Source organism: Amycolatopsis halotolerans (genome assembly GCF_042647905.1).
In the GTDB taxonomy this organism is placed as follows: domain Bacteria; phylum Actinomycetota; class Actinomycetes; order Mycobacteriales; family Pseudonocardiaceae; genus Amycolatopsis; species Amycolatopsis halotolerans.
In genome coordinates this window covers 157,786-184,450 of the sequence record NZ_JBHRWI010000022.1, presented here as the reverse complement: position 1 = coordinate 184,450, position 26,665 = coordinate 157,786, and the positions used below count along the sequence as shown (strand labels likewise).

Here is a 26,665-nt window from a genome sequence, read left to right as displayed (position 1 = left end):
AGACCGGGTCACGGCGACGACGGCGGCACCGGACCGTTCTCCTGGTTCGCGCCACCGATCGTCCGCCACAACCGCAGCGCCCTCTCGTGGTGCTGGCGCGCCAGGTCAGGGCTTCCGGCGGCGTCGTCGAGGTCGCCGATCAGCTGCCAGCACGCGGCCTCGTCCTGCCGGTCGCCGTGCCGGTGGAACACCTCCGCCGCGCGCTCCAGCGCCGGGCCCGCCCGATCCCGGTCGTGCTGGCCCGCATAGACGCGGCCGACTTCCAGCAGCGTGTACGCGGCGCACCGCTCGTCGGCGAGTTCCTCAAAGGCGGCCAGCGCCTGCCACAGACAGCGCAACGCCTCGTCCGGGTCGCCGCGCTGGTCGTGCAGTCGGCTGCACCGGCGCAGCACGACAGCCACCCGATGCCCGTCGCCGAGCGCCTCGGCCTGGCGCAGCGCCGCGTCGAACCAGAACTGCGCCTCGTCGAGGTCGCCCCGCACGAGCCGCAACACGCCGATCGAGCAGGACAGCTGCGCTTCGAGGTGCGGGTCGCCCTCGGCGACCACGATGGCGTGCGCCTGCTCGACCCGGTCGAGGGCTTCGGCGTAGTGGCCCTGGACGCGGCTGACGGTGCCCAGCATCGTCATCGACAACGCCTCGCCGCGCTTGTCCCCGCTGCCTTGGCACAGGCGGGCCGAGGACTCCAGAGCCCGGGTCGCCGCGTCGAACTCGTCGCGGTAGATGTGCAGCTGCGCCAACCCGCGCAACAGCACCGATTCGCCCCGGGCATTGCCCGCGGCCACGACCGCGTCCAACGCCAGCCGGTGCCCGTGCTCCCAGTCCTGATACCGGCACCGGTGGTCGTAGTAGGTGACCGCGGCGGCCGCCAGTTCCCAGGCCGGCTCGTCCATTCGCCAGTCCGCGGCCAGCTTCACCGCGGCGAGCAGGGTGTCGCGTTCCGCGTCGAACCAGCCGGCCGGGTCGGCCAGAAGCCGGTCCGCGACCGCGCCGGGCACCGGACGGCGCGGCGCGGAAGCGGGCACCGGGAGCAGAATCCCGGCGGGCAGCCGGGCGGCGGCCCGCCCGGCGAGGTCCAGCCAGGACGCCAGCACCCGGGCGATCGCGTCCCGTTTCTCCTCCGCGGGCAGTCCGGCGGCGATCTCGACGGCGCAGGTCCGGATCAGGTCGTGCAGGCGGTACCGCGGCTGGCCGACGGCGTCGGTGGCGGTCAGCCGGACCAGGTTGGCGTCCACGAGGAGGTCGAGCACCTCGTCCGCGTCGGCACGGTCCAGCAGCGGGCCGAGCACCCAGCCGGGCAGGGTGCAGGCGCCGAGCAAGCCCAGCAGGCTCAGCGCGCGCACCGCGTCGGGAGGCAGCAGCCGCAGGCTCAGCCCGACGCTGGCGCGCACGCTCAGGTCCCCGATCTTCAGCTCGGCCAGCCGCCGGGACTCGTCCTCGAGCCGTTCCCGCAGCACCCGCAGCGTCCAGGCCGGGCGGCCGGCGAGCTTAGCGCCCGCGATCCGGATCGCCAGCGGCAGATTGCCGCAGCAGCCGAGGATCGCGTCGGCCTCCTCGGGTTCCCGGTCGACGCGCCGCTGCCCGACGATGCCGGTGAACAGCTCCCGCGCCTCCGGCGGGCTCAGCATGTCGAGGTCGAAACGGCGGGCACCGGGCAGCTGCGTCAACAAGGTGCGGCTGGTGATCACCACGGCGCAGCCGCCGGCCCCGGGCAGCAACGGCAGCACCTGATCGGCGTGGCCCGCGTCGTCGAGCACCACCAGCATCCGGCGGCCGGCCAGCAACGACCGGTACAGCGCGGCCCGTGCGGACAGCCCGTCCGGGATCCCGCTGCCGGTGATCGAGAGCGCGCGCAGCGCCTCGGCCAGCATCAACGCCGGGTCCTGCGGCTCGTCCGAGGTCGCGGCGAGGTCAAGGTAGAGCTGACCGTCGGGAAAAGCGGCGCTCGCCAACCGCGCGGCATGGGTCGCCAGGCAGGATTTGCCGACCCCGGGACCGCCCGCGATGACCGCCACCGGGACCCGGTTCGGCTCCGGTGCCTCGAGCAGCCGGGCGAGTTCGGCGAGTGTCTCGGTCCGGCCGACGAAATCGGGGACGTCCAGCGGCAGTTGACGCACCGGCAGCGCCATGACCGGTTCGGGGGTTTCCGTTGGCGCGGCGGAGGATCCGCTCGCCGGGGCCGCCAGCGCGGGATCGGCGGTCAGGACGCGCTGCCGCAACGCCTGGATCGGCGGGGTGGGGTCGACGCCGAGTTCGCCGGTCAGGGTCCGGCGCAGCCGTTCGTACGCCTGCAGTGCCTCGCCCTGGCGACGGCACCGGTAGAGGGCGACCATCAAGTGTTCGGCGATCTGCTCGTCGTAGGGATGCTCGCGGGCCAGGACCCGCAGCTCCTCGACGACCTCGCGATGCCGTCCCAGATCCAGCTCGATGCCCAAGCAGCGCGCGTGCGCGGCCACGCGCTGGTCGTTCAGCCGTGCCGCTTCCGACTCCAGGACCCGGCTGGAGATGTCGGCCAAGGCGTTGCCGCGCCAGCAGGCCAGCGCCCGCCGCAGTGCGGCAGCGGTCTCGGCCGGGTCCGTGCTCCGTTCGGCGAGGCGGCGCTCGCGGTCGAACTCCAGCACGTCGAGCTGGTCCGGGGCAAGGCGGATCTGGTAGCCGCCGCGTCGTGTGCTGATCAACGAGGCGGGCGCCCCGCACCCGGCGAGGTTGCGGCGCAGCCCGGACACCGCGTCCTGGACTTGGCGCACCGCGGTGGCGGGTTCTTTCCCGTCCCACATCACGGCGACGAGCCTGCCCGTGGCGACGAGGTTGTTGGCGTCGAGCAGAAGCGCGGCCAGCATCTTGGCCTGCCGCGGCCCGTCGAAGCGGACCTCGCGCCCGGCGATCCGGGCGTGCAGGGGCCCCAAAACGCCGAATCGCATGTTCCCCCCAGAACACCGCCGCCCCGGCAGATATCCCGCTAGGACAAATCTAGGACGACCGGCGGGAGCGTGTCCATAGCGTCCCGCTCGCCGGCACCGAAGACCGGCAGGCGGGCGGTGCGCGGCGTCCAGTCGTACCAGCGCGCCTGAGGACTACCGACGGTTTTGGGGGAATAGTCATGTTTTCCGCGCACAAGCGCCTCAGATCCCGGTTCCTGGCCGGGCTGATCGGGGCGGTTCTCGGCGGGGCCGCGCTGGTCACTGTCAGCACGCCCGCTTCGGCCGCGACCGGCAGTCAGATCGTGGGCATCGCCAACGCGAACCTCGGCAAGGGGTACTGCAGCACGAACAGCGCCGGCGGCACCGGTTTCGACAACAGCTGCACGGGCGGCGGCGAGTTCTGGTGCGGCGACTTCGTCTCCTGGGTGTGGCAGCAGGCCGGGGTGCCCGTTCCGGCCAGCGCGCCCGCCTCGGTTCCCAGCTGGATGAACGTCTCCGCCTACCACTCGCTCGGCAGCGGATACGTCCCGCAGCCCGGTGACGCGGTCGTCTTCGGCGACGACCGCTACCCGACCGACGGTTCCCACATCGCCGTCGTCACCGGCTACAGCAATGGGCTGTTGTCCGACGTGGGCGGCGACGAAGGCGGCAGCGGAAGCGGAAGCGCTTTCTGGTCCAGCAGCAAGGTCCAGGCCGACGAGGGCAACGGCGGTCCCTGGAATCCGCACGACAAGTTGTTCCCCGGCAAGAGTTACGAGATGTGGGTGCTCGGCTACGTCAGCAGCGGCACGTCCACGCCTCCGCCGCCGCCTCCGAGCACGCTGCCGCAGGGCGGCTCCGGGATCGCGGCCGACACCAACGGCGGCTTCGCCACCGCTTGGCGGGGCCGCGACGCGAACAACAGCCTCTGGATCGGCACCGGCTCCGGCACCTCTCTGGCCGCCTACGGCGATCCGTGGGCGCTCGGCGTCGCCGCGAACACCAAACCCTCGATCGCGACGTTCCCGGACGGCAGCTGGGTCACCGCCTGGCAAGGCCGCGATGACGGCAACAGCCTGTGGATCGCCACCGGCAAGGGCAACTCCATCACCGCCAAGGGCAACCCGTGGGCGCTCGGCGTCGCCCCGAACACCAGCCCCTCCATCGTCCCGCTCCCGAACAACCAGTGGGAAGTGGCGTGGCAGGGCCGCGACGCCAACAACAGCCTCTGGCTGGCGACCGGCCAAGGTGCGTCCATCACGGCCAAGGGCGCACCGTGGTCTCTCGGCGTCGCACCGGGTACCAGTCCCTCGCTGGCACCGCTGGCCAACGGCGGGTTCGAGGTGGCGTGGCAGGGCCGCGATGCCAACAACAGCCTGTGGCTCGGCACCGGCAGCGGCGTCGCTCTGTCCTCCTACGGCGATCCCTGGGCGTTAGGCGTTGCCGCCAACAGCAGCCCGTCGATCGTCACGCTGCCCAACGGCGGGTTCGAAGTGGCGTGGCAGGGCCGCGACGCCAACAACAGCCTCTGGCTGGCATCCGGCCGGGGCTCGTCCATCACCGCCAAGGGCGACCCGTGGGCGTTGGGTGTCGCCCCAGGTACCAGTCCCTCGCTGGCACCGCTGGCCAACGGCGGCTGGGAGGTCGCTTGGCAGGGCCGCGATGCGAACAACAGTCTGTGGCTCGGCACCGGTGCTGGCACCTACTTCTCCTCCTACGGCGATCCGTGGGCGCTGGGTGTTGCCGCGGATGCCAGCCCGTCGATCGTCACATTGCCTAACGGCGGGTTCGAAGTGGCTTGGAAGGGCCGGGACGCCAACAACAGCCTGTGGCTGGCGACTGGCCGGGGTTCGTCGATCTCCGCGAAGGGCGACCCTTGGGCGCTCGGCGTCGGCTGACCCCATTCGCTGACACGTCCTCGTGTCCTGCGGGCGCACCCCCGCAGGACACGAGGCGTTCTCCGCTACCGGATCGAGCGGGTGACCAGTTCGTCGAAATCCCGGTCGGGCAGGGTTCGGTTGAGCTTCAACAGTTCCTCAGCGTGCAGGCCGACGGCATAGCGAGTCTCCGGCGGATCAGCTTCCACCGCCTGCCGGATGGTTTCGGCGACGACAGCGGGATCGGCGCCGTCCGCGAGGCCGGTTTCGGATTGGCTCGCCATCTTCTCGGCCATTCCCCCGTACGGGCCATGACCGGAGTATTCCCTCAGCTGCGCGGCGGTTTGGTCTTCGAATTCGGTCTTGATGATGCCGGGCTGAATGACCACGACCTCGATGCCGAAGGGCCGGACCTCCATGCGCAGCGTGTCGGAGTAGGCCTCGAGCGCGTGTTTGGAGGCGTAGTACCAGGCGCCGAACGGGAGGCTGATCTCCCCGCCGATCGAGGAGATGTTCACGATGCGCCCCGACCCTTGCGCGCGCATCGTGGGCAGGACCAGCTGGACGAGCCGGGCGGGCGCGAACAGGTTGACCTGGAACTGATCCCGGGCCGCATCGAGCGGGACGTCTTCGGCGGCTCCGTGCAGCACCGTCCCGGCGTTGTTGATCAGGACGTCGATCCGGCCCTGTTCGTCCAGGACGGTGCGGACGACGCGGTCGAGATCGGTCTCGCTTCGGGCGTCCATGGCGAGAGGATGCCCGCCCGCGTCGCGAAGTTCGTCCATTTTGGACAGACGACGCGCGGCTCCGTAGACGATGCAGCCCGCCTTCAGCAGCTCCCAGGCGGTGGCGCGGCCGATTCCCGCTGACGCCCCGGTGAGCAAGCAAACCTTCGGCACGGTTCAGGCCTCCCAGGCGACGGGCAGATGGTGGACGCCGTAGATGAGCATGTCGGAGCGCAGGGCGACGTCTTCGGCGGGAACGGCAAGACGCAGCGACGGGAACCTCGTCAGCAGGGCGGGCAGGGCGACACGCATCTGGACGCGCGCGAGCTGCTGGCCGAGGCATTGGTGGATGCCGTGGCCGAAGGCGACGTGCCCGCTCGCTTTGCGGCGCAGGTCGAGTTTGTCCGGGGCGGGAAAGTGCGCGGGGTCGTGGTTGGCCGCGGGCACCGAGACGGTGACCGACTCGCCCGCGGTCACCTGTTCGCCGCCGAGTTCGAGGTCTTCCAGGGCGGTGCGCACGGTGAACGGGATGATGCTCAGGTAGCGCAGCAGTTCCTCGACCGCGTTGTCGGCCAGGTCAGGGTCGTCGCGCAGCAGCTTGAGCTGGCCGGGGTGTTCGAGCAGCGCGAAGAGGCCCAGTGCGAGCATGTTCGTGGTGGTGTCCAGGCCCGCGGCCAGCAGGGAGAAGCCGATGTTGACCAGTTCGGTGTCGGTGAGATCGCTGCCGGTCAGGTCGCTGAGCACGTCGTCCGCGGGGGCTTTTCGTTTGGCAGCCACCAATTCGCCGATGACGCCGAGCACCGCGCCGTAGGCTTCGCCGATCTCCTCGGGCGTGTTGTCCAGCCGGAAGAGGGCGAGCGCGTGCTGCTGGAACCGGTCCCGATCGGCGTAGGGAACCCCGAGCAGTTCGCAGATCGTCCGCGCCGGCAGCGGTTGCGCCAGGGCGGGGACCAGGTCGGCCGGGCTGCCGCGTTCGGCCATGGCGTTCAGGCAGTCGTCCGCGACCTCCTGGATCCGCTCGGTCAGCCGGCGCATCCTGCGGACGGTGAACTGGCCGGCGAGCAGCCGCCGGTAGCGGGTGTGCTCGGGCGCGTCCATGCTGCCGAACATTCCCGGCGGCGCGGGCTGATCGCTCGCGGCGGCGCCGGGGATCGGCAGGTGCCGCAGTTCGGCTCGCGCGCTGAACCGGCGGTCGGCCAGCACCTCGCGGGCCAGGGCGTGTCCGGTCACCAGCCATCCGGCGTGGCCGTCCGGGTAGTCCAACCGGCTGACCGGACTCTTCTCGCGCAGTTCGGCCAGCCCCCGCGGCGGGTCGAACGGCAGGCCGGCCGGACGCTCGGTCGGCAGTGTCCTGGTCATCGCCAGCTCCCTTCCCGTGAACCTCTTGCGGGAAACGGTAGGGCGATGTTTCATGGACTCGCAAACTCAGCATTCGCGTCTGTGCAGGCAGAGGCCATATTATCGATGCACTAGCCTGCAGCTGAACGCATCGGCTGCGGGTCTGGTTCGAGGGCGAGGACGATGTCAGGCGGCAGGTTGAGCTACCCGGAACGACAGCGCGTCGCGGCCGGGTTGGCGGACGGACTGAGCTACGCCGAGATCGGCCGCCGGCTGGGCAGGCCGAAATCGACGGTGATCCGCGAGGTCGCCCGCAACGGCGGGGCGCACGACTACCGGGCCGACCGCGCGGAGCAGGCCGCCCGGCGACGAGCGCGCCGCCGCGTCCCCGCCGCGCCGCCAGCCCCGCCGGTTCGGGCAGCGGCTGATCCGCGAACGCGGGGCGACTTCGAGACCCGGTTCGCGCGGATGGCTGCCCAGACTGGAATGCCCTCGATGATGGCCCGGGTCCTGATCTGCCTGTTCACCGCCGAATCGGGCAGCCGCACCGCGACCGAACTCGCCGCCCGGCTGCGCGTCAGCCCCGCGTCGATCTCCAAAGCGGTGGCCTGGCTGGAAGAACGCGGCCTGCTGCGGCGCGAGCGGGACGGCCGCCGCGAGCGCTACCTGATCGACGATCACGTGTGGCAGCGGGCGTGGCTGGCCAGCATGGACGGCATCGCCCAGTGGGCCGACTTCACCCGCCAGGGCGCGGAACTGTTCGGCGGGGACACGCTGGTCGGCGCGAGGCTTCTCGAGACCAGCCACTGGCTTCAGCACATCCGGCAGGACATGATCGACGCCGCAGAGCATTGGCGGCAGGTTTCGCGCACCGCGCGGTCTTGACCTCCAGCAAACTGGAGGTACCAGGCTGCTCGAATGACCATCTGGATTTGCGGAACCTGCGGCGTCGAGCATCCCGACACCGCGGAGCCGCCCGCCGGGACCTGCCGGATCTGCGCGGACGAACGACAGTACGTCCCCGCTTCCGGGCAGCTTTGGACCACAATGGACAAACTGGCCGCCGACCCGCATGATCTGGTCCACGAGGAACCGGAGCCGGGCATCCACCGGCTGCACCGCGAACCGGGGTTCGGCATCGGCCAGCGGACCTACGTCGTCCAGACCGATGAGGGCAACCTGCTGTGGGACCCGCCCAACGCTCTCGACCAGCCCCTGCTCGACAAGATCGCCGAACTCGGCGGCGCCGCGGCGATCGCGGCCAGCCATCCGCACATGTACGGCTCGCAAGTGAGCCTGAGCCACCGCCTCGGAAACGTCCCGGTGCTGGTGCATTCCGCGGACCGGCACTGGGTGCGGAGGGAAGACCCGGTGATCCGCGAATGGCATGGCGCGGAACGGATTCTGCCAGGGATCACCATGGTCGAAGCGGGCGGGCACTTCCCGGGCGCCGCTGTCGCTCACATCGCGACGGGCGCGCTGCTGGTCGGCGACACCATCGTGCCGGTCGCCGCGCCGGGCTGGGTGACGTTCATGCGCAGCTACCCCAACCAGATCCCCCTTTCCGCGGGACTCGTCCAACGGCTCGCGGACCGGCTGGAGCCTTACGAATTCGACCGGCTCTACGCCCTGACCGGGGCCACCCTGCCGGCCGACGCGAAAGCCGCGGTGCGTCGCTCCGCGCAGCGGTATATCGCCTGGGTCGACGGCACGAACGACCATCTCGGCTGATCTGCGCCGTCTCGCTGGCCACTACGGGTCCTCAGCCGGCTTGTGTGAATGCGGTGCGGCATGCGTTCGGACTGGGGACGGTTCCACGACCGTCCCCAGTCCGAATCCGCTCAGCTTTCCGGCGTGACCGAAACGACCTTAATGGTCCACGGGCAGTACTGCTTCACTTTCCATTCCCCCGCATTGCTGACTTCGTGCGGCTGTCCGTCGCATGCTTCGATGGTGCTGTCGGCCCACTGGAATGTGGCGGGGTCGATGTGCCAGTCGTATCCGGTGTTGACACCGGAGGAACCCCGGACGATGTCCCCGACGGGAATTCCCGGATGCGTGACCTGGCCGTTCATGAGTCTGACCGCCTGGTCCGCGTCGGCCTGCTTGAGCAGTTCGACCCGGTAACTTTCACCGCTGGAGAAAACCTGGATCGTGGCGACGTAGGCAGCGTCCTGCCGGACGTGCGTGTCCGCCATCGCCGGGCCGGTTCCCAGCAGCAGTGCACTAGTGGCCGCCGTGCCCGCCAAAACCGCTGTGAGCTTACGCATGTGCGGATCCTCCTTTGTCGTCCTTCGCGGGGCGATTGCCGCCCGTTTCCGACCGTAGCGTCGGGACGACGGGGAGGAATCAGGCTTTCGTGCACTTTGACTGCATAATCGTCCCCATACCGAGAGCGATCAGCCTTGCCGGTTTCGGGAGCTTTCCGGTATACGCCGACCCCCTTCGGAAATTCCACCGCAATCGTATTGTTTGTTCATTCGGGCACCACGCGGTCCCGACGGTCCTTGCCTCGTCTCCGCTCCAATATTGCGGCAGCGCGTGTTCAGCTCCCGAAGCGGCGATGGAAGTCCGCGGCCAGAGTGTCGCCAGCGGCGCCGACCAGCCGGACCACTACCGGGTGCAGCACTGTCCGGCCGATCGCGGCGGCGAGGGCCGGGACGTGCTGGGAGAACCAGTCCCGGACCCGTTCCATTGTGGACAGATCCGGAGTCTCCGCGGTGATCGCCTCTTCGAGGTCGTCGAGCTGGGCGCCGCCGGGCTCGGCGAGATCAGCGGGCAGCGCGGCGCGGATTTCGGTGAGCAACGCGGTGACGGCGCCCAGATCGGCCGGGGCCGCGGCGTGGTGATCGCCTCCGGTGGTGATGTTGTTGTTGCCGAGGACCACTTGGCCGGACAAATCGTGTCCGACGTGAAGGGTGATCCGGTCCTGTCCCGGTTCGGTCATCGGGGTCTGGCCTTCCTGGGGGTCGCGGGAATCATCCGGTGCGGTGGATCGAGTGGGCGGTGATGGCGCCGCCGCTGACGGTGTAGGTGCCGGTGTAGGTCTGGCGGCTGTGGTCGGTTTGCACGGCGGTCAGGCTGATGGTGACCACGTTGCCCTGGGTGGCGACGATCGTCAGTTCGTCGTGGTCGGTGCGGGCGAAGCCGGCGACGAACTGGTTGTAGGTCTCGTGCAGTTTGTCGCCGCCCAGCGCCCACGCCTGCTGGTAGCGGCGGGCGTTGATCGCGTCGATGTAGTTCCGCACCACGGCGGCCGGTCCAGTCGGTGTCGGGTCGGCGGTGCTGGGCGCGGGCGTCGAACTGGTCGCCGGGCCGGTTCTCGCGGATGGGTTCGCCGCGGTGACATTGCTGATCATCCGCGAGAGGCCCTGCGGGACAAGGTAATCGAGGCCGTGCAGGGAGCCGACGAGGCTGTTGCGGCCGAATCCCTCGGCCATCGCGTACACGTAGTCGCCGTCGAGCACGTAACGCGGATAGGTCAGGCCGTACAGGTCGTAGCTGTTGGCCGTGCGCAGCAACGGGGTAAGGCCGACGGTGAACCCCGGATGCCCCTCGAAGGCGGCGTCGCTGAGCCGCGCCCCGCTCTGGTCGTCCGCATTGGTGCAGCCGGCCAGCACCCGGCGCAGGCCGGAGAAGAACGCCGACGCGGCGGTGGCCGAGGGAAACTGATAGATCGCCTGGTCCACATAGATGGACTGCTGGCGGTCCGGATCGGTGACATGGCTGTTCGCGGCGAACGCCGACTCGCCGAAACCCGGCACGAACGTGTTCTTCAGCAGCAGCACGGAAAAGTCGGTGCAGCTCATCGCGGCCGGATCGTGCTGGGGCCGCGCCGTGCTCACGGAAGCGCCGCTGGAGACCTCGCTGCCCGCCGCGACCCCCATGTCGTCGGGGAAGAAGGACTGCGGCACCAGCGCCTTCTCCAATTGGACGCCGGTCAGCTGCGGCGGCGCCGCCACCGCCGGACGTTCGGACGCGGCGGGGGTCGTGGCGGCGGGCAGGAAGGCCTGCACGCCCAGGTAACCGGCCCCGCCGACGACCACGGTCGCCGCCCCGGCGATGGCGAGTTTCGCGCTCAACCCGACCCCGGCCTTGACGCCGAGCGCGGTGCCTTTCGCCCCGCCCGCAGCGGCTTTCGCGCTCACCGCAGCGGTTTTCGCGGCTGGAGCGACCGCGTGCGCGCCCGCGGTGTGCGCCGCTGCCTGACTACCGACACCAGCGTGCGCGGCCGTGCCGGTGAGCGACGGGATCTGGTGGGCCAGCGCGGCGTGGGAGGCCTGCCCCAGTTCGTGCCAGACCGCCACCGCCGCTCCGATCGCGGCCGCCGCGGCCAGCCGTTTGCCCGTCACCAGGCTGCGGATTCCGTCCTCGTGGGTGAGATACGCGAGGATCGAGCGGTCCCCGGCGCGCTCGGCGGCGATCTTCCCGCGACCGAGGATGCGCTCCCACGCGCCCAGCCGCAGCGAACACGCCGCGAACGGTGCGGCCGCCTTGGCCAGCCGGGCACCCGCCCGAGCCGCTCCGGCGGCCACCGAGGCGTCAATGACCGCGGTGATCAGCTCGGCGTGTTCAGCGACCAGTTGCGGCGGCAGTTGCGGCGAAGCGACCCAGGACAGCAGACCGGCGGCCAGACGTTCCGCGGTGTCAGGAGACACGGCGAGGTCGGGCGGGAGCACGTCGGCGGGGGCCAGCCGGTAACCGCGGCCGTCCTCCAGCGCCAGGCCGTGCGCGGTCAATTCTGCCAATGCCGCAGGCAATGCGGCCGCGTCACCGACCAGCCAGGGCAAGACCACCGGAGAGAGCACCGGCTTCCCGGGGAGATTCAGCAGCGCGAGCGTTTCCCGCGCCAGTCCGCTCAGGCCGCTGAGCACCCGGGGCAGCAATTCGCCCAGCGACGCCGCCCGAGGCAAGGTTCCCTCGCCATGGGCACCCGTTGCCCCGGCCGCACGCAACAGCAACAAAGGAAGACCGTCGCTCGCCCGCCACAATTCCGCTGCGATGGCTTGTTCCTCGTCCCGCAACGGCCGCCCCAGCGCGGTGGCCAGCAGCGTGCGCGCGGACTCCTCGGTCAAGCCGGAGACGGGCAATGCCGCACCGTCGCTCCACACGCTGCGCTCAGTCGCCGTACACACCACCGTGGCCTCGGGCGCCCCGTCCAGCAGCACTGCCCGCTCGTCGGCGGACCAGTCGAGATCGTCGACCAGAACCAGCAACGGCACGTCGGCCATCAGCCGACGAAGCTCCGCCGGGGACGGCCGATAGCCGGGCGCTTCGAAGCAGGCCTCGAAAACCTCCTGCGCCAAGTCCGCGACGTCGCGGCCGCGGGCAGGCAGGAACACCACGTCCGAATGGTCCTCCGCCAGCACGCCGGCGGCGTAGCGCAACAGCGTGCTCTTGCCTGCCCCGGACGACCCGTGCAGCTGCACCAAGCTGTGCTCGGCCACCGCGGCGCGAACCGCGGCCACGTCCTGTTCCCTGCCGACCGGCGGGCTCGCCCGTCGCGGCAGCAGCCGCGCGCTGCTCCGGCGCAGCGGCCGCGGATGTTCGCCGGGCGGCACGATGGTGACCACCGACTGCTCGGCGTAGACAGTGATGTTGTGGTCGCCGATCACCAGTTGCCCGCGGAAATCCCCGGCGACGTCGACGTGAGTGCCCGGATCGGCCACCCGTCCTCCCCACTGTTGCGCCGGCGCCCGACCGGCTCGCACACGAATGGGTCGCCAGCCGTCGAACGGCGTTACAGGGTTAGACCAACCGAATGAAGATCCGTTCCGCATAGTCGCGTTTCCGGTCCCCCGCCGCGCGATCCGCACGCCGTCGGCGAACTGGACCGGGAAATCCGCCCGCACAGGCGCGACTTCCGCGGTGAATATTCCAACAGACCCTAAATGCTGCTCAACCGAGCCTAAATAATCCTCAAATCGCCCGCTTTCCGCTCCGCGTCGTCGTAGTGTTCCGATACTGGATTACGAGAAAGCACAGCTGTCCGTCAGGGGGAATCATGCTGGAAGCATTCGTCATTCTGGGCGGGGTCGTGATCGTTCTGCTCGCGGTCGGGCTGATCGTGGTTTCGAAGGACGTCGGCCGCAAGGCCAGGCGGGACACAGCGCGCCCGGGGCAGCACACCGGCGCCCAGCGCGGCTATCTGTTCCTCAATCAGCCCTGGAGCTGACGACCCGGCGCGCTGGCGTCCTCGCGTCAGTCCCGTCCGGCGTGGACGATCTTCTCGGCGAGCAACCGGGGACGGGTGAACACGACCTCGTGGCTGCCCGGCAACTGCACCAGCCGGTGCAGGCCGAGCCGTCTGGACATCCTCGGATGCCACCCCCACTCGCCGGGAGGCAGCGCCGTGTCGTCGGTGCAGTTCAAGAAGCTCTTGGCGATCTCCAGCCGGGAGAACCTCGACAGGTCGAGCCGGTCGAGGAAAGGCTGGTACGGCGTCGGCGACAGCTGCCGGTAGGCGGCCGTCGCCCGGTCGAGATCGGCGTCCTGGACGAACGCTTCGCGCCAGATCGGGAACGGCAGCATCACCGTGTTGTCGCCCGACCCGCGGGCCAGGTCCGCGAACAACTCGCGGTAGTGCGGCGGCAGATCGTCCTCGACGCTGGTGCCCGGCCGCGGCACGAACGCGTTCCAGAAGACCAGGCGCCGCACCCGTTCCGGGATCTCCTCGGCGACCCGGGCGATCACCGACCCGCCGAAACTGTGGCCGACCAGCACGACGTCCGCGAGATCCCGGTCCACGACGAACCGCTGGATCGAGCGCACGCAGTCCTCGTGCCGGACCGCTTTGTCCACGCCCTTGCCATGACCGGCCACCGTCGGGCTGTGCGCGACGTGGCCGAGTTCTTCCAGCCGGGGAACGACCGCGTTCCAGACCGAACCGTCGTGCCAGGAACCGTGCACCAGAACGAACGTGACCATGGCCGGACCTCCGTGAGCCGATGTGCGGAGCGGTGCGAGAGGCAGAAAGCTAATACCGGTCGCGGGGAGCGGTCCCGAGGCAACCGCCGTCCGGGCGCCGGAGCCGCCCAGGCGAACTGGACGCCCACTGAACATCCGCTGGACCCGCCGCCCCAGCGCCTTGCGGGGCCCACCCGGAGCCAACACATTGGGAGGACACGGAAACGAAGGGGTTCTCATGCGCAGAGCCGGTGCACTCACGGCCGTCGCGGCGGGCTTGCTCGCCGCTGTCCCGTTCGTCACGGGCGCGGCGGCGCACGGGTACGGGTGCTGGACCACCGGTCCGATCGAGGTGGCCAACGAAGGGGTGTGGAAGTACTTCAACCGGGTCTCGTGGTGTGTGCAGGACGCGAAGATCACGTCGGTCCAGCTGGCGGTCACGCACCAGGTCGTCAACCAGGCCTGCCGGTGGGTGGGCGTGCTCGAGCAGCATCAGGAGCCCGCGAAGGACGGCGTCGGCCGGACGGTCTACGACCGGGGCGAGTTCTCGTGTCCGGGCACGATCGGGGCCGACGGGGTGAACCCGTGGCTGGCCGTCACCATCGAGCCGGACGGCACCTACACGGTGGACGAGAGCGGCATCCACTGGTGACGACCCGCGGAACCGCCGTCATTCGCCACGGCGCAGCCGGGAAAGGAGAGCGAGCGTCCGGGTCTCCCCCGGGCCCTGTCCGGTCTCGCGGTGCACGGCGAGCGCGTTCCGGGCGTGTTCGGCCGCGGCCTCGGGCTCACCGCGGGCGAGCACGGCGCCGGCCAGCGCCGTCAAGGCCTGGCCCTCCAGCGCCCGGTAGCCCGCCCGCTCGGCGAGTGCGAGAGCTTGCCGAGCGGGTTCCGGGTCCGCGGTGACCGTGGTCAGGCCGATGAGCGCGTCGGCCTCGGGGTAGCGATCGCCGGTCTCGCGGATGAGGGCCAGGGCCTGTTCGTACCGGCGGATCGCCTCCGGCCGGTCGCCGAAGCGGGCGAGCACGGCTGCCAGAGCGGCCAGCGCTTCCGCCTCGGTGCGCGGATCACCTGCTTCCCGGGCGAGCGCGAGCCCCGTACCGGCGCATTCGAGTGCCATGGCCCGGTGGCCGCGATCGCCGTGTGCCAGGGCCAGCCGGCTGCGGGTTTCCGCTTCACCGCCCCGGTTTCCCGCCTCGCACTGCAGGTCGAGGGATTGGCAGAGCAGTTCCACCGCCTCGGCTGTCCGGCCGCGGGCCTGCTGGGTCTGCCCGAGGTTGGCGAGGCTGATCGCTTCGCCGTACCGGGACCCGATGCGGCGGTACCGGTGCAGCGCCTGGGTGTAGTGCTCGGCGGCTTCGGCCAGCCGGCCCATTTCCCAGTGGACGAGCCCGAGATTGCCGAAGGCGACCGCCTCCCCGGCCGCCTGGCCGATCCGCCTGCTGAGGGCCAGCCCGCGGCCGAACCGGTACGCGGCGGCGGCGAGCCGCCCGGACTGCCAGTAGACGCACCCCAGGTTGCCGAGCACCGCGGCCTGCGCCTCGACCCAGCCCGCCTGCCGCGCGAGCAGCAACGACGCCGTGTACTGCCGGACCGCCTGCTGGTACCGGCCCTGGCGGAAGCACAGGTCCGCGAGGCTGAGCCGGACGGCGGCCCGCGCGCGAGGTTCGCCGTCCGCGTCGGCGGCGGCCAGGCCCGCTTCGGCGACCGCGAGCCATTCGACCCGGCGCATGCACATCCAGAAGTACCCGCGCAACGCGTCGGCGAGCCGCCACGCCATCGGCCGCGGGCCGCTCTCCGAGGCAAACCGCACGGCGGCCACCAGATTGGCGCGTTCGGTGTCCAGCCACGCCGACGCCTCACCCAGCCCGGCGAACACGGTCGGGACGCCGGACATCGGCAGCCGCAGCATGTGCGGGTACAGGAGCCGGGCGGCACCGTCGACCGATGCCAGGTACCAGTCGTAAAGGCGGCGCAGCGCCCGTTCGCGGTCCTCGGCGGGCTCCAGCTGTCCGGCTTGCTCGGCGGCGTACCGGCGAAGCAGGTCGTGGAACCGGTACCGATCCGGCGCGCGTTCAACGAGGTTCGCGGCGGCTAGCCGGTCCAGGAGGACGGCCGCCCGCTCCGTCTCGGCTCCGGCAAGCGCGGCCACGGCCTCGGCGTCGAAATCCGCGCCGGGAATCAGGCTCAGCAACCGGAAAAGCCGCTGGGCGTCGGCGGACAGAGCGGCATGGGACAGGTCGAAAGCGACCCGCACCGCCGTCTGCTCGTCGCCCGGCACCGCGAGGGCGGCGAGGAGGTTGCCCTCGCGCAGTTCCGCGACGTAGTCCTCGATGCCGGAGCCGGGCCGGTCGGCGAGGTTGGCCGCGGCGATCCGCAAGGCGAGCGGGAGGTGGACGCACAGCTTGGCGAACTCGGCCGCCGCCTCCGGCTCGGCGCGCACGCGTCCGTGGCCCAGGACGCCCGCGAGCAGTTCGACGGCTTCGTCGGGACTGAGCACGTCGATCGTGATCCGGTGCGCGCCGTTCACGGCGACGAGACCCGTCAGGCGGTCGCGCCCGGTCACGACGGTCAGGCACCCGGGTCCGGCAGGCAGCAGCGGCCGGACCTGATCCGGGTTGACGGCGTTGTCCAGCAGGACCAGGATCCGCCGATCGGCGGTGAGCGTTCGATACAGGGCCGCCGCGGTCTCCGCGTCGGACGGGATGCGGGAGGGCGAAATTCCCAGCGCGGCAAGGAATTGCGCGAGAATTTCGGCCGGTGTCGCCGGGACGCCCGGGGCGTGGCCGCGCAGGTTCGCATACAGCTGCCCGCCGGGAAAGCGCGCCCGGACGCGGCGGGCCCAGTGCACGGCCAGCGCCGTCTTGCCGACGCCCGCCGTGCCGGAGACCACGGCGATGCCGCCGGCCGCCAGACTGTCCAAAAGGGACAGTTCGGCAGTCCGTCCGGCGAACCCGCGCGGTTCGGCCGGCAGCTGCTTCGGGACCCGGTGCGCCGCCCGGGGTTCGGCGGGAACCGCGGCGACCGGGTCGCGCAGCACGGCCGCGTGAGCCGCTTGCAGTTCGGGCCCGGGGTCGATGCCGAGTTCGTCGGCGAGCCGCGTCCGCACCTGCCCGTAGAGCCGGAACGCCTCGCCCCGCTGCCCGAGGGCGTGGTGCGCGCGGATCAGGAGGGCTTGCGCGGCTTCGTCGAGGGGCTGTTCCGCGGCGGCTTCCGCGATGCCGGGCAGGACCTCCGCGGCGGCGCCGGTGTCGATCATCGCCCCGGCGTAGCGGCAAAACGTTTCCCGGCGCTCGGCGATCAGCGAAACGACCTTCGGGTGGCCGACGAGCGGCGGCAGATCGGCCAGCGGCCTGCCGTGCCACAACCGGAGCGCCTCGCCGAGCGAAGCCGCGACGCGGGCGGTGTTGGCGTCGCGGTGCGCGTCGTTCGCCTCGGCGATGAGTTCGCGGAACCGCCACAGGTCGACGTCGACAGCGTCGTGGCGCACGGCATAACCCCCGCCGACATGCGGCAGCACCCCGCTGCCCGCTCGCGGCGCGCGGCCGGGTTCCAGCAATCGCCGGAGATGCTTGACGTGCGTCTGGACGACGTTCACCGCGCTCGGCGGCGACCGGTCGCCCCACAGGGCGTCCACGAGGTCCCGCAAGGCCACGGCGTCCCCGCCGGCGAGCGCGAGCAGCCCGAGAACCGCGCGCCTGCCCGGCGGGCCGAGATCGAGTTCGGCCCCGTCGCGCCAAGCCCGCAGCGATCCCAGCACTTGGATGCGTACCGCACTCGTTGCCACCGTCGCCCCCAGCTGTCGGCTGCGAGCCAAAACGCTCTCGGCTGCCCGCCAAAAGTAATGGCCCCGGCGGCCGGGGCACAAGAAAATGGCTCCGCCCGGGCTAAAGTGCCGCCGACGGCCGGGTGCACGCCAGGGCCGTCTTCCGGAATACCGTGCGGTTTCAGTCCCTTGTGGACTCATCGTGAATCGCCGGCGTGCTCGCGTGCTTTCCCGGATCTCGTTGCGAATACTCCGTTTCCGGCCCGGATTCGCTGTCCAATCCCCGTCCAGTCGCCGTCCAGTGCCCCCTGATGAGGTATTCGACGGCGGCACGCGTCGCCGAATGCCCGATTCCCGAAATGTGCCCCACATCGGACATGAAAGAGGAAGAAATGACCAATCGTGCCTGGAAGGCATGCACGCGGGCGGTGGTGGCGATCGCTGTCGGCGTCCTGGCCTTGACCACGGGGGTGACGGCGGCGTCCGCCTCCAGCTCGGCCCGCGCGTCCCTGATCGACGTGACCCACGGCCCGTTCGACCTCGTCCTCTCCGGCAACGGAGCCAGAACCGCCGCCCCGGCCGACGACCCGATCACCGCGTTCCACGGCTTCAGCACGTTCCAGAAGCTCGTCATCCAGTCCCAGGGCTTCGACCTCGAGGGAGAGATCCACGGCAGGCTCCGCAGCTACAACTTCAAGGCCCTGTACCAGGTCTACAACCTCCCGTCCTCGGACAGCTGGAAGGTGTGGGTGTTCAGCTTCAAGCACGACAGCAGCCGGAGCGTGCTGAAGGAGACCTTCCGCAACGAGCAGCTGATCGACGTCAACATCGACCTCAAATTCCACGTCGCCGCCGCCAACCTCCGAGGCGTCTCCTCCCTCCGGGTCGGCTTCGAGACGCTGCGCCTGGAATTCAACGGGACGACCAAGGACTTCACCGTCGTCAACGGCGCCTCCGGCGGCGCCAAGGACCAGAACAACAACGACGTCCCGGTCGACTTCCAGCCGGTCTGACCGGGAGCTGACGGCCGACCCGCGACACGTCGGCGACGGCGGCGACTGGTGCGGCTCCTCCCCGGCACCAGTCGCCGCCGGGTTCTTGCTTTGTCTTCCGCTCGAGTACCGGACAAGGAGTCGGCATGCTTTTCAAGGAAGCTCGCGCGCTGCTCGCCAGGCGTGCACCAGGGCGGAATCCGGCGAGAATCGCTGCTGCCGCCACGTTGACCGCGGCGTTCCTGGCCGCCGGCTCCACCGCCGCGCTGGCGGCCGAGGCGCGTTTCGTGCCGGAGGCCACTGTGGTCGGCTGGGACGGCACCGTCGCCACCGTCACGTTCCGAGAGGTGAATGTGGCGTTGGGACGCGGCACCACCACGATTTCCACCAAGTTGACCGGCGACGTGAAGGCCTTCTGCACCAACGGCGAGACGACTCTCGACGTCCACGCGTCCGCGACCGGCCGGACCACGGCGGACTACCCCATCAAGGACGGCACCGTCTCCGGGACCGCCAAGTTCCCGGTCCAGGTGAAGATCGAGCACGATCCCGGGTATACGTGCGTGCTGCTGCACAAGGAGATCACCGCGGTCCTCGAGGACTTCCGGACCGGCGCGACCCTGGTTCACCACCAGTCCTGACCCGTCGTTCGAGAGGCCCCCGCTCTGCCGGGTCCGGGTCGTTTCGCGCCGCGCCCTGTTCGCAGTCCCCGGAACCCGCCCGGGGACTGCGAACACGCGCGTGGGAATTCACTCCCCCCGGACCCGGCGCATTTCGTGTGACGCGGCGGTGACGGCACCCCGCGATCCTGACGGACGGCCACATCCCGGTGTTGCGACTGCCGAGCAGGTGATCACGGATGACCGCGCACGTCGCGCCGCAGACCGCGCCGACAGTAGCCGCGCCGGAACCGAAAGCGGTTCGCGCGGAGGAAGAAGCGACTGTCGACGACTCGGCCAGGTCTTGGCCCGGCGCAGACTTCAGCCAGGTGCCCGTTCGCACCGGTCGGGAACGGCGCGATCCGGACGAAGAGGGCCAGGTGTCCGAGGTGCTCGACTCCCCGGGCACCCCGTTGGACACCGAAGCTCGATCGCTGCTGGAACCCCGCTTCGGGCGCGATTTCAGCCGCGTCCGGGTGCATACCGGTGCCAAGGCCGCGGAGTCGGCGACGGCGCTCGCGGCCCGCGCGTACACCGTCGGCCAGGACATCGTGTTCGGCGCGGGCAGGTACGCGCCGAACACGACCGCCGGGATGAGACTGCTCGCGCACGAATTGACCCACACCCTTCAGCAGCCCGTCGCCGCACCCGGCGTCGCGCGGTCCGGGCTGCGGCTGGGCGACACCGCCGATCCGGCCGAGCACGAAGCCGAGCTGGTAGCCGATCAGGTGCTCCGGAATGCGCCCCTGGACTGGCCGATTTCCGTCACCGGCCACCGCATTCGCCGACAACCCACGACGGCGGCCGACCCCGATACCCATGCCGACGTGCTTCCGCCGCCTCGCACCGTGGTCTGGTCGACCGACCGGTTCACGGTGTCCTTCGCCCGCACCGGAAGGCCAGGCAACACGCAGCTGGAGATGACCATCCGCTACACCGGGCCGCGCACCGTGGTTTCCTCGCCGGTCGCCAAGGCGACCGTGTCGATCGGCGAGAAGCCGCTCGCCGTGCGGTTGCTCGACAACGGGCCGACGAGCCTCGCGCTGGACCTTTACGGCGACGGCAAGAAGATCGTCGAAGTCCGCGACGAGGCGCACCTGAGCCAGCTGCCCGGCGGCCCCGGACGCTCACACTCTTTCGACGCCGTCGTCGACCAGCAGACGGTCTTCGCCACCTCGCTCACTGTCCTGGACCCGCAAGCCAAGCAGGCGGACCTCGTGCCCGCCCCGCGGCCGGAGCACGCCGGGGAGAACCCTCGCGTCGAGGGAGTGCGGTTCGGCCGGGGCGGCTGGCGGATCCTCCTGGACGGCGACGGAGACCAGGACAAGGAACTCCAGGTCACCCTGTCGACGCCGACGGACGGAACGCTCTCGGTGGAAGCCGTGCAGCGGTCGACGCGTGCGACCCGGACGGTCACGCTGCCCGTGCCGACCGGATCCGGGCCGCTGTCCCCGATCGTCGAGGAGGTCACCGACGGGCACGCGCCCAACCGCATCCGGCTGTTCGCCGCTCCCTCCGGACCGGCGCTGCTGCTCGGGCCGGGAACGCACGTGCCCGCCGCCAGCACCTATCCGGCCGCAATCGGCAACGACACCGCGAATCTGCTGTTCCCGCCGGAACCGAAACCCCGCCGGAAGATCGCCGCCGCCGGCGAAACCCGGACCGCGGCGGGCATCACCGCCACCGACGTCGCCCTCGGTGCTTACCGGGACGTCTTCCGGTTGTCAGTAAGGCAAAACCCCGACGGCAAGACGGCGACCCTCGGGTTGTCCGCGCTCAACGACGGCACGGTCCGGGACACCGCGGGCACGCCGCTTTCGCTGTCCGGCCCTCTCCGCTTCTCGGTGCTGACCACCGGCACCACCGGCCTGGATCTCGACCTCGACGGGGACGGCAAAGCCGACCTGCGGATCTTCGACCGGCTGAGCACCCCGACGGACGCCGACGGCGGCGGCCCGCCCGCCCGCGCCCGGAACCACCAGATCCGGGTCGCTGGTCCGGCGGTCGGCGGCGAACGCACCTTCGACTTCCGCTACCGCTACGGCACGCTCCAAGACGCCAACGCCACCGCCGGACCGGTCAGCACCGAGGCCGCCCGCAACGCGGAGGCGGTCGGCAAGCTGGCCGGACACGGCCCGGCCGGACACGCTGCGGACATGCTCGACCAGGTCGAGATCGAGATGCTCGGCCTGCGCCGCCGGAGCGTCGACCTCGGCCTGGTGGCGCGGGCGGTGTTCGACAAGAACCTCGCGTTGTGGCAGGCGCTGGTCGAACTGCGTGCGCAACTGGCACAAGGGGTCTCCGCGCCGGCGCGGGCTCGGGCGGTCGCGGCGGTGGCCGGCTACGCCGGTGCGGTCCGCGCCAACGAGACTCAGCCGACCACCGAACAGTATGTGCTGCTCGCCGAACTGGCCAAGGCCGCCGAATCCGGCAACTGGCCGGCGCTGTTCGGCGCTTACAGCAACGCCATGGCGACGTTCGACGCGGTGCTGCGGGAGCGGCTCGAAAAGCGGGGCGGCCAGGACGCGAAGGCGGCCGGACAGCTGGCGAGCTGCGCCGGGAACTGAACAAGATGCCCGCCAACGCCATCCTGGTGCCCGCCACGTTCCACCCGGACGAACGGTTCCGCACCGAGCAGGGCTTCGCGTCGACGGTGTCGCTGCAGCTGTACGCGTGGCAGGACGACAGCGCGTGGCATCTCCGGGACCTCACCAACCCGGCCCAGCCGTTCGCCTACTCGATCCCCAAACGGGTCGACACCCCGCTGCCGCCGATGGCGCTGTTCGCCGCCCTCGACGATCCCGACCATTTCCCGGCCGGTGCGGTCAACGTGCAGGTCCCCGGCGGCGCGGGCGGGCAGGTCGCCGTCCGCGATCACTTGACCTGGAAGAAGTTCTTCGCTTATCTCGGGCTCGGCCTGGCCGCCGTCGGCGCCACCCTCGCCGCGTTCGCCTCGGCCGGGGCGGGCGCGCTCGCGGTGCCCGCGGCCTGGGCGCTGGCCGGATCCGCGCTGGCGGGCGCCACCGCGGCCGGGATCGACCTCGCCGAACGCATCACGCAGGACCGGCTCGACGCCCGCACGGCGCTGCTGGACATCGCCCAGATCGTCGCGGGTCTGTCCGGTGCCGGTGCGATCGCCGCCGGTCGGATCGTGCTCGCCGCAGGCACGGCACCGGCCGCGGCGCGTTGGGCCGGTGCGTGGGCGAACGTGGCCGTGCTCGCGCAGCGGGCCTACCTCCCGCTGACCGTCACAGCAGCGGCCAGCGACGTGGTGACTGTCGTGGTGCTGGCCCCGGAACTGGTCACCCAGTTCGACGAGATCGCCAAGAGCACGGCGAGCGACTCCGAGAAGGCCCGGGCCAAAACCCTGCTGCTGGTTCAGGCGGCGACGATGGCCGGTCTGACCCTGTTGCAGCTCAAGGGAATCTGCTCGCTCGGGCGCGGCGAGACGCTCGTCCTCTCCCCCGGCCCGGCCGGTGTGCCCGTGGTCTCGCCCGCGGTGCGGGCCGGCACGCGCATCATCGACTCCAACGTCGCGATCGCGCTCGGCAAGCGCGCCCGGGGTCTCCCGCTCCAGCCGAACGAACAGGCCTTGCTCAACCGGTTCGACTCGCTCGGCGCCGCCGACGTCCGCGTCCCCGACAAGACGATCGCCGAAGCGACGGCCAAAGGCGGACCGCTGCCGCAGCGGGGCTTCGCCGTCGGCGTCGGCCGGACGGGCCCCGAGTACCAGGCACTGCTCGCCGAACTCACCGCCGCCCAGGTCGGTGCGGCCAAAGGCGCGGCGGACCGGGAGATCGTCGCGGACGCGTTCTTCGCCGTCGGCGAGCCCGGCGCGAAACCCTCCTTCGCCACGGCCGATCCGGGCATCTTCAACAAGCTGTACACCATCAAGGTCGCCAAGGAGGGCGGTACCGCGCTGGCCAAGCTCGGCGCGGCGCTGCCGGAGGCCGCCGCTACCAAGTTCGGTTTCGACGTCACCATCAACGGCCGGACGCTCAACGTGCTGCCCCTGCCGAAAAGGTGAACGCCGTGCCCTATTCCTACGACTACCTCGCCGCCGCGCTGCGCTGTTCCCGATGCGGCCGGGAAGGCGCCGCGCTGGACATGATCACCCGGCTGCGCCCGATGCCCGAACTGGCCTCCCTCGGCGTCGGCGACCCGTTGCCGGTGTCGACGGACAATGCCGTGCGGAGTGGCTACCTCGCCTTGCACGAGCCAACGCCCGGCGAGCCGACCGTCCTGCTGCACGTCTGGACCTGCCCGCATTGCGCGTACGCGTTCAACTGGGCCGAGGTCGTGGTGCGCGACAACGTCATCGAAGCTATCCGGTCGGCCGACCTCACCCGGGCTGTGCTCGGGTCCGCTCACTTCATCGTGGACGACGCACGGGAAGTCGCTGCGGACCTCGCTGGGACGACGTCCTCGCTCGATCTCGACGACGACACCGTGGTGGCTGTCCTGCGCGACAAGCTGCCCCGGACTTGAGCAAAACGCTCAACAACGAGCGTCGCGACGGACAACTGGTGGTGATAGGGCACCTGCACGACGCCGAGCCCGAACCGGATCCGCAGCGCGCGGCCGACCAGCACGTCCGGAGCGGACAGGATGCCGCCGTGCGGCTGGAAATGATGCTCGGCGAACCACGCGCGGCCGAAGCCCAGCCCGTCCACGGTCCCGGCGAAGGCGGGGAGCGAGAACACGTCGGAACTGATGACCGCGGGCTCATCCTTTCGTCACTGCGAGAAGCCGCTTCGTCTGCTCGGCGCGCGTTCTCGCCAAATGGCGGCAAGCGCGGGCGATCACCCAGGCGGCTCCGGGATCCCCGGCCCATTCGCTGAGCGAGGCCAGGGTCAGGTCCGGATGGGTTTTGCTGATGTCGGACAGTGAATTGCCGACAGACTTGCGCACGTAGTCGCTGGGGTCGGCGCGCAATCGGCCCAGTAGTTCCAGAGCATGGTCGGGGTGGTCGGCGAAGTACGGGCGCTTCGTCCACACGCGCGGTCCCTCGACCGCCGCTCGGCGCACCTTGTGATGCTCGTGGCTCAGCCATTGCTCGATCACCGGCAGGGACTTCTCCCAGCCGCGCACGGCGCAGAACCAGTCGAACCCTTTGGCCAGCGACTCCTGCACGCGCCAGTCACTGTCCTCCGGCACGGTGCCGAGCAGGAATTCCATCGCCCCGGCGACGGTGTCCGCGGCGGGGCCGAGCGTCATCGCGACGCCCATCCGCAGATTGGTGTCGGCGGCACCGGTCCACAATCCGATCAGCGCGGTCGTCACGGTCTCGGGATCGGCTTGATGCCGTTTCCAGAACGCGGCCGTGTTCTTCCGCAATTGCGGCACCGACACGTCCGCAGTGGTTTCCTTGAACTCTTTTCGCAGCGACGCCGAACTCACGCAGCCACCGCCCTCACCGGCGCACCGCGAAGTGCCAAAGCCAGTACCACCGCGACCGCACCGGCACCAGCGAGCACCCAGAACCGGGCGCCGACGCCGACTCCCCGCACCAGCAGACCGCCGAATACCGGACCGAGAATGGCGCCGATCCCCTGGATCAGGCGGTTGGCGCCGAGCGCGGACCCGACCCGGCGCGGATCCGGCTTCAGCACCTCGCCGGTGACCATGGCGGTCGTCATCGAGATGGCCAGGCCCTCGGCCAATCCGACGAACGCGCAGATGATCGCGACGCTCACCACCGACACCCCGGCCAGCGGCAGCGCAACGCCTACCGCGAACGCTACTCCAGCGACCACACCGGACACCACGACGGTCCGATTGGCGAACCAGGCGAACGCCTTCGACAACGTGCTCGGTAGTTTCTCTTTCAAACTCTCCGGCAGCAAAGCGGCCGCCATGGTGGCAACGGCCAGCAGCGCCCCGTCCGCCCAAAGCACCAGCTGCCAATTACCGCCCGCGGACAGCAATCCGCCGAGGCCGTACCCGAGCACCGAACCCACGCCGATCGGCTTTCCTCGCCGCTGGAAGGAGAACAGGTCGGCGAGCACAGTGGACGTCGGCGACAGGAAGAGGCCACGGCCGACGCCGAACACCAGCCACCCGGCGATCAGCAAAGCCGGCCCGGCCGACGACACCGCGGCGAGGAAGATGCCAACCGCACTGACGCCGAGCCCGACGGCGATCGGCGGATTGCGGCCGTACCGGTCGGCGAGCACGCCAGCGGGCACGTTCAGCACCAGCGACGACACCGCGAGCAGCGCGCCGAGGCTGGAGGATTCGAGCCGCAGTTCGGCGGCGACGTGCGGCAGCGCCGGGAAGACCGACATCGTCACCGCCCACACCAGCACCACGCAGCCCGTCAGCACCGCGAGGGTGTTGCGGTGCGGCGACTGCCAGACGCTGCCGGGACGGACCTCGCCGGTTCTTCGCTCGGCCATGCTTTTCTCCTTTGCCACGAAGGCTTTTCCCGGCGGGCCGGACACGAAGCCCCTGATCGCCGAAGCGACCTCGGCCGGGTGTTCCAGGAACATGAAGCGACCAGCGTCGGAAACCACGTGCGGCCGCGCGCCGGGAATGCGCTCGGCGAGGAGTTCGGCGCTGCTGACCGGAGCGCTCCGGTCCTGCTCGCCCGCGATCACCGGGGTGGGCGCGGCGACGCGTTCCCTTAAATCAGGGTGCCGCAGCCGAATGAGATTGCGGTGCACGCAGAACGGCGCCCACGACCAGCTCGCGACGACCCTTTTCGCGACCTCGGGGTACTGCGGCAGCAAGAAGAACGGGCCCGCCCGTTCGGTGGATTCCGCGATGACATCCCGGTGGGTCTCCTCGATGACCGGCGGACGCTTCCACTTCATCTCGCAATGCACGGCCGCCCCCATCAGCACCAGCGAACCGAACCGAGCGAGTGTCCCACCGCGACGGCCCGGTGCCAACCCAGCACGGTCGCCAGGTCGTCGGCGCACCGCTGGGCGGACATGTAATAGGCCTTGGTTCCGGCGTTGCAGCCTGATAGCTCAGCCGACCTGCGTGCACACCGCTCGTATCCCGGCCCGGATTTCGTGTCCGACCCGGCTGACCGGGGTTGGCCCCGGAAAACGACGTGTCCCGCTTTCCCCTCGAATCGAAAGGGAAGCCCACGATCTCCCCGCGCCGTCACTTCCCCGTCGCCGCTCGGAAATGCCGTCACCGTGACCATCCACCGACGCGGGCATGACCTCGGCGGCGGCCACTGGCGAACAGCACCCAACACCAGCTGAAAAAACGGGAAAAAGCACTCAGCCGGACACCCGGCCGAGCGTTTTGTCCTGTGTTACAGACCACCGGATCGTGGTTACTCAGGCTTCTCACAGCGTCTCGTTCATAGCCTGCGACGCGCCTGGGGGTCCCGAACGAACGAGGAGCACGTGATCGTGACACCGGATGCCTGCCGGAAAACCGCGCGGGCCAGGCTCGCGGCGTCGTGTCCGATCGCCGGAGCCTGATCGCGGGCCGCTTTTGTTCTCCCCGAACGGATTTCCTGTGCGCTCCGCACGGCCCCCATC

At 70.5% G+C, this 26,665-nt stretch carries 20 protein-coding genes; 10 read left to right on the top strand and 10 right to left on the bottom strand.

Annotated elements, in window-relative coordinates; translation table 11 throughout:
• Positions 1-8 precede the first annotated feature (8 nt).
• On the bottom strand, positions 9-2,921 hold the full coding sequence (locus tag ACFORO_RS19410) for an AfsR/SARP family transcriptional regulator (protein ID WP_377870799.1): 2,913 nt from the start codon (positions 2,919-2,921) through the stop codon (positions 9-11).
• Positions 2,922-3,100: 179 nt separating this feature from the next.
• Between ACFORO_RS19410 and ACFORO_RS19405 the strand changes: the two genes are divergently transcribed.
• Positions 3,101-4,798, top strand: a complete 1,698-nt coding sequence (locus tag ACFORO_RS19405) for a CHAP domain-containing protein (protein WP_377870800.1) — start codon at positions 3,101-3,103, stop codon at positions 4,796-4,798.
• A gap of 65 nt (positions 4,799-4,863) precedes the next feature.
• Here ACFORO_RS19405 and ACFORO_RS19400 read toward each other — a convergent pair whose 3' ends face one another.
• Both ACFORO_RS19400 and ACFORO_RS19395 read right to left on the bottom strand, forming a co-directional pair.
• Positions 4,864-5,676 (bottom strand): oxidoreductase, encoded by an 813-nt coding sequence (locus tag ACFORO_RS19400; RefSeq protein ID WP_377870801.1) that lies wholly within the window; start codon positions 5,674-5,676, stop codon positions 4,864-4,866.
• Between the two features lie 3 nt (positions 5,677-5,679).
• Entirely contained in the window at positions 5,680-6,861 is a 1,182-nt protein-coding gene (locus ACFORO_RS19395; RefSeq protein WP_377870802.1) for a cytochrome P450, read from the bottom strand.
• Positions 6,862-7,023: 162 nt separating this feature from the next.
• Between ACFORO_RS19395 and ACFORO_RS19390 the strand changes: the two genes are divergently transcribed.
• Both ACFORO_RS19390 and ACFORO_RS19385 read left to right on the top strand, forming a co-directional pair.
• Positions 7,024-7,725, top strand: a complete 702-nt coding sequence (locus tag ACFORO_RS19390) for a helix-turn-helix domain-containing protein (RefSeq protein WP_377870803.1) — start codon at positions 7,024-7,026, stop codon at positions 7,723-7,725.
• 33 nt (positions 7,726-7,758) lie between these two features.
• On the top strand, positions 7,759-8,571 hold the full coding sequence (locus ACFORO_RS19385) for a hydrolase (RefSeq protein ID WP_377870804.1): 813 nt from the start codon (positions 7,759-7,761) through the stop codon (positions 8,569-8,571).
• Between the two features lie 110 nt (positions 8,572-8,681).
• Here the strand turns inward: ACFORO_RS19385 and ACFORO_RS19380 are convergent, their stop codons facing one another.
• The 3 genes from ACFORO_RS19380 to ACFORO_RS19370 form a co-directional block, all read right to left on the bottom strand.
• Positions 8,682-9,110 (bottom strand): BP74-related protein, encoded by a 429-nt coding sequence (locus ACFORO_RS19380; protein WP_377870805.1) that lies wholly within the window; start codon positions 9,108-9,110, stop codon positions 8,682-8,684.
• Positions 9,111-9,385: 275 nt separating this feature from the next.
• On the bottom strand, positions 9,386-9,787 hold the full coding sequence (locus ACFORO_RS19375; protein ID WP_377870806.1) for a hypothetical protein: 402 nt from the start codon (positions 9,785-9,787) through the stop codon (positions 9,386-9,388).
• 31 nt (positions 9,788-9,818) lie between these two features.
• Positions 9,819-12,509: a hypothetical protein gene (locus ACFORO_RS19370; RefSeq protein WP_377870808.1), complete on the bottom strand. Its 2,691-nt coding sequence runs from the start codon at positions 12,507-12,509 to the stop codon at positions 9,819-9,821.
• A gap of 335 nt (positions 12,510-12,844) precedes the next feature.
• On the opposite strand from ACFORO_RS19370, the gene ACFORO_RS19365 reads away from it, so the two are divergent.
• Complete coding sequence (locus tag ACFORO_RS19365; RefSeq protein ID WP_377870809.1) at positions 12,845-13,015, top strand: hypothetical protein; 171 nt, start codon at positions 12,845-12,847, stop codon at positions 13,013-13,015.
• A gap of 26 nt (positions 13,016-13,041) precedes the next feature.
• Here ACFORO_RS19365 and ACFORO_RS19360 read toward each other — a convergent pair whose 3' ends face one another.
• A complete protein-coding gene (locus tag ACFORO_RS19360) occupies positions 13,042-13,767 on the bottom strand; it encodes an alpha/beta fold hydrolase (protein ID WP_377870810.1) in 726 nt (241 codons plus the stop codon).
• A 217-nt stretch (positions 13,768-13,984) separates the two neighbouring features.
• On the opposite strand from ACFORO_RS19360, the gene ACFORO_RS19355 reads away from it, so the two are divergent.
• On the top strand, positions 13,985-14,398 hold the full coding sequence (locus tag ACFORO_RS19355) for a hypothetical protein (protein WP_377870811.1): 414 nt from the start codon (positions 13,985-13,987) through the stop codon (positions 14,396-14,398).
• A gap of 18 nt (positions 14,399-14,416) precedes the next feature.
• Here ACFORO_RS19355 and ACFORO_RS19350 read toward each other — a convergent pair whose 3' ends face one another.
• Positions 14,417-17,533 (bottom strand): AfsR/SARP family transcriptional regulator, encoded by a 3,117-nt coding sequence (locus tag ACFORO_RS19350; RefSeq protein WP_377870812.1) that lies wholly within the window; start codon positions 17,531-17,533, stop codon positions 14,417-14,419.
• A 371-nt stretch (positions 17,534-17,904) separates the two neighbouring features.
• On the opposite strand from ACFORO_RS19350, the gene ACFORO_RS19345 reads away from it, so the two are divergent.
• The 5 genes from ACFORO_RS19345 to ACFORO_RS19325 all read left to right on the top strand — a co-directional run bounded on the left by ACFORO_RS19345 (position 17,905) and on the right by ACFORO_RS19325 (position 23,651).
• Entirely contained in the window at positions 17,905-18,525 is a 621-nt protein-coding gene (locus ACFORO_RS19345; protein ID WP_377870813.1) for a hypothetical protein, read from the top strand.
• A 125-nt stretch (positions 18,526-18,650) separates the two neighbouring features.
• Complete coding sequence (locus tag ACFORO_RS19340; protein ID WP_377870814.1) at positions 18,651-19,145, top strand: hypothetical protein; 495 nt, start codon at positions 18,651-18,653, stop codon at positions 19,143-19,145.
• A 218-nt stretch (positions 19,146-19,363) separates the two neighbouring features.
• A complete protein-coding gene (locus ACFORO_RS19335; RefSeq protein ID WP_377870816.1) occupies positions 19,364-21,730 on the top strand; it encodes an eCIS core domain-containing protein in 2,367 nt (788 codons plus the stop codon).
• 5 nt (positions 21,731-21,735) lie between these two features.
• Complete coding sequence (locus ACFORO_RS19330; RefSeq protein ID WP_377870818.1) at positions 21,736-23,190, top strand: hypothetical protein; 1,455 nt, start codon at positions 21,736-21,738, stop codon at positions 23,188-23,190.
• 5 nt (positions 23,191-23,195) lie between these two features.
• Positions 23,196-23,651 carry a hypothetical protein gene (locus ACFORO_RS19325; protein WP_377870819.1) on the top strand — a complete coding sequence of 152 codons (456 nt, stop codon included), beginning with the start codon at positions 23,196-23,198 and terminating at the stop codon, positions 23,649-23,651.
• Positions 23,652-23,888: 237 nt separating this feature from the next.
• Here the strand turns inward: ACFORO_RS19325 and ACFORO_RS19320 are convergent, their stop codons facing one another.
• Positions 23,889-24,563, bottom strand: coding sequence for a DNA alkylation repair protein (locus ACFORO_RS19320; RefSeq protein WP_377870820.1), 675 nt, complete (start codon positions 24,561-24,563; stop codon positions 23,889-23,891).
• Positions 24,560-26,002, bottom strand: a complete 1,443-nt coding sequence (locus ACFORO_RS19315; protein WP_377870821.1) for an MFS transporter — start codon at positions 26,000-26,002, stop codon at positions 24,560-24,562. Before ACFORO_RS19315 ends, ACFORO_RS19320 begins: the two co-directional genes overlap by 4 nt.
• Between the last annotated feature and the right edge of the window lie 663 nt (positions 26,003-26,665).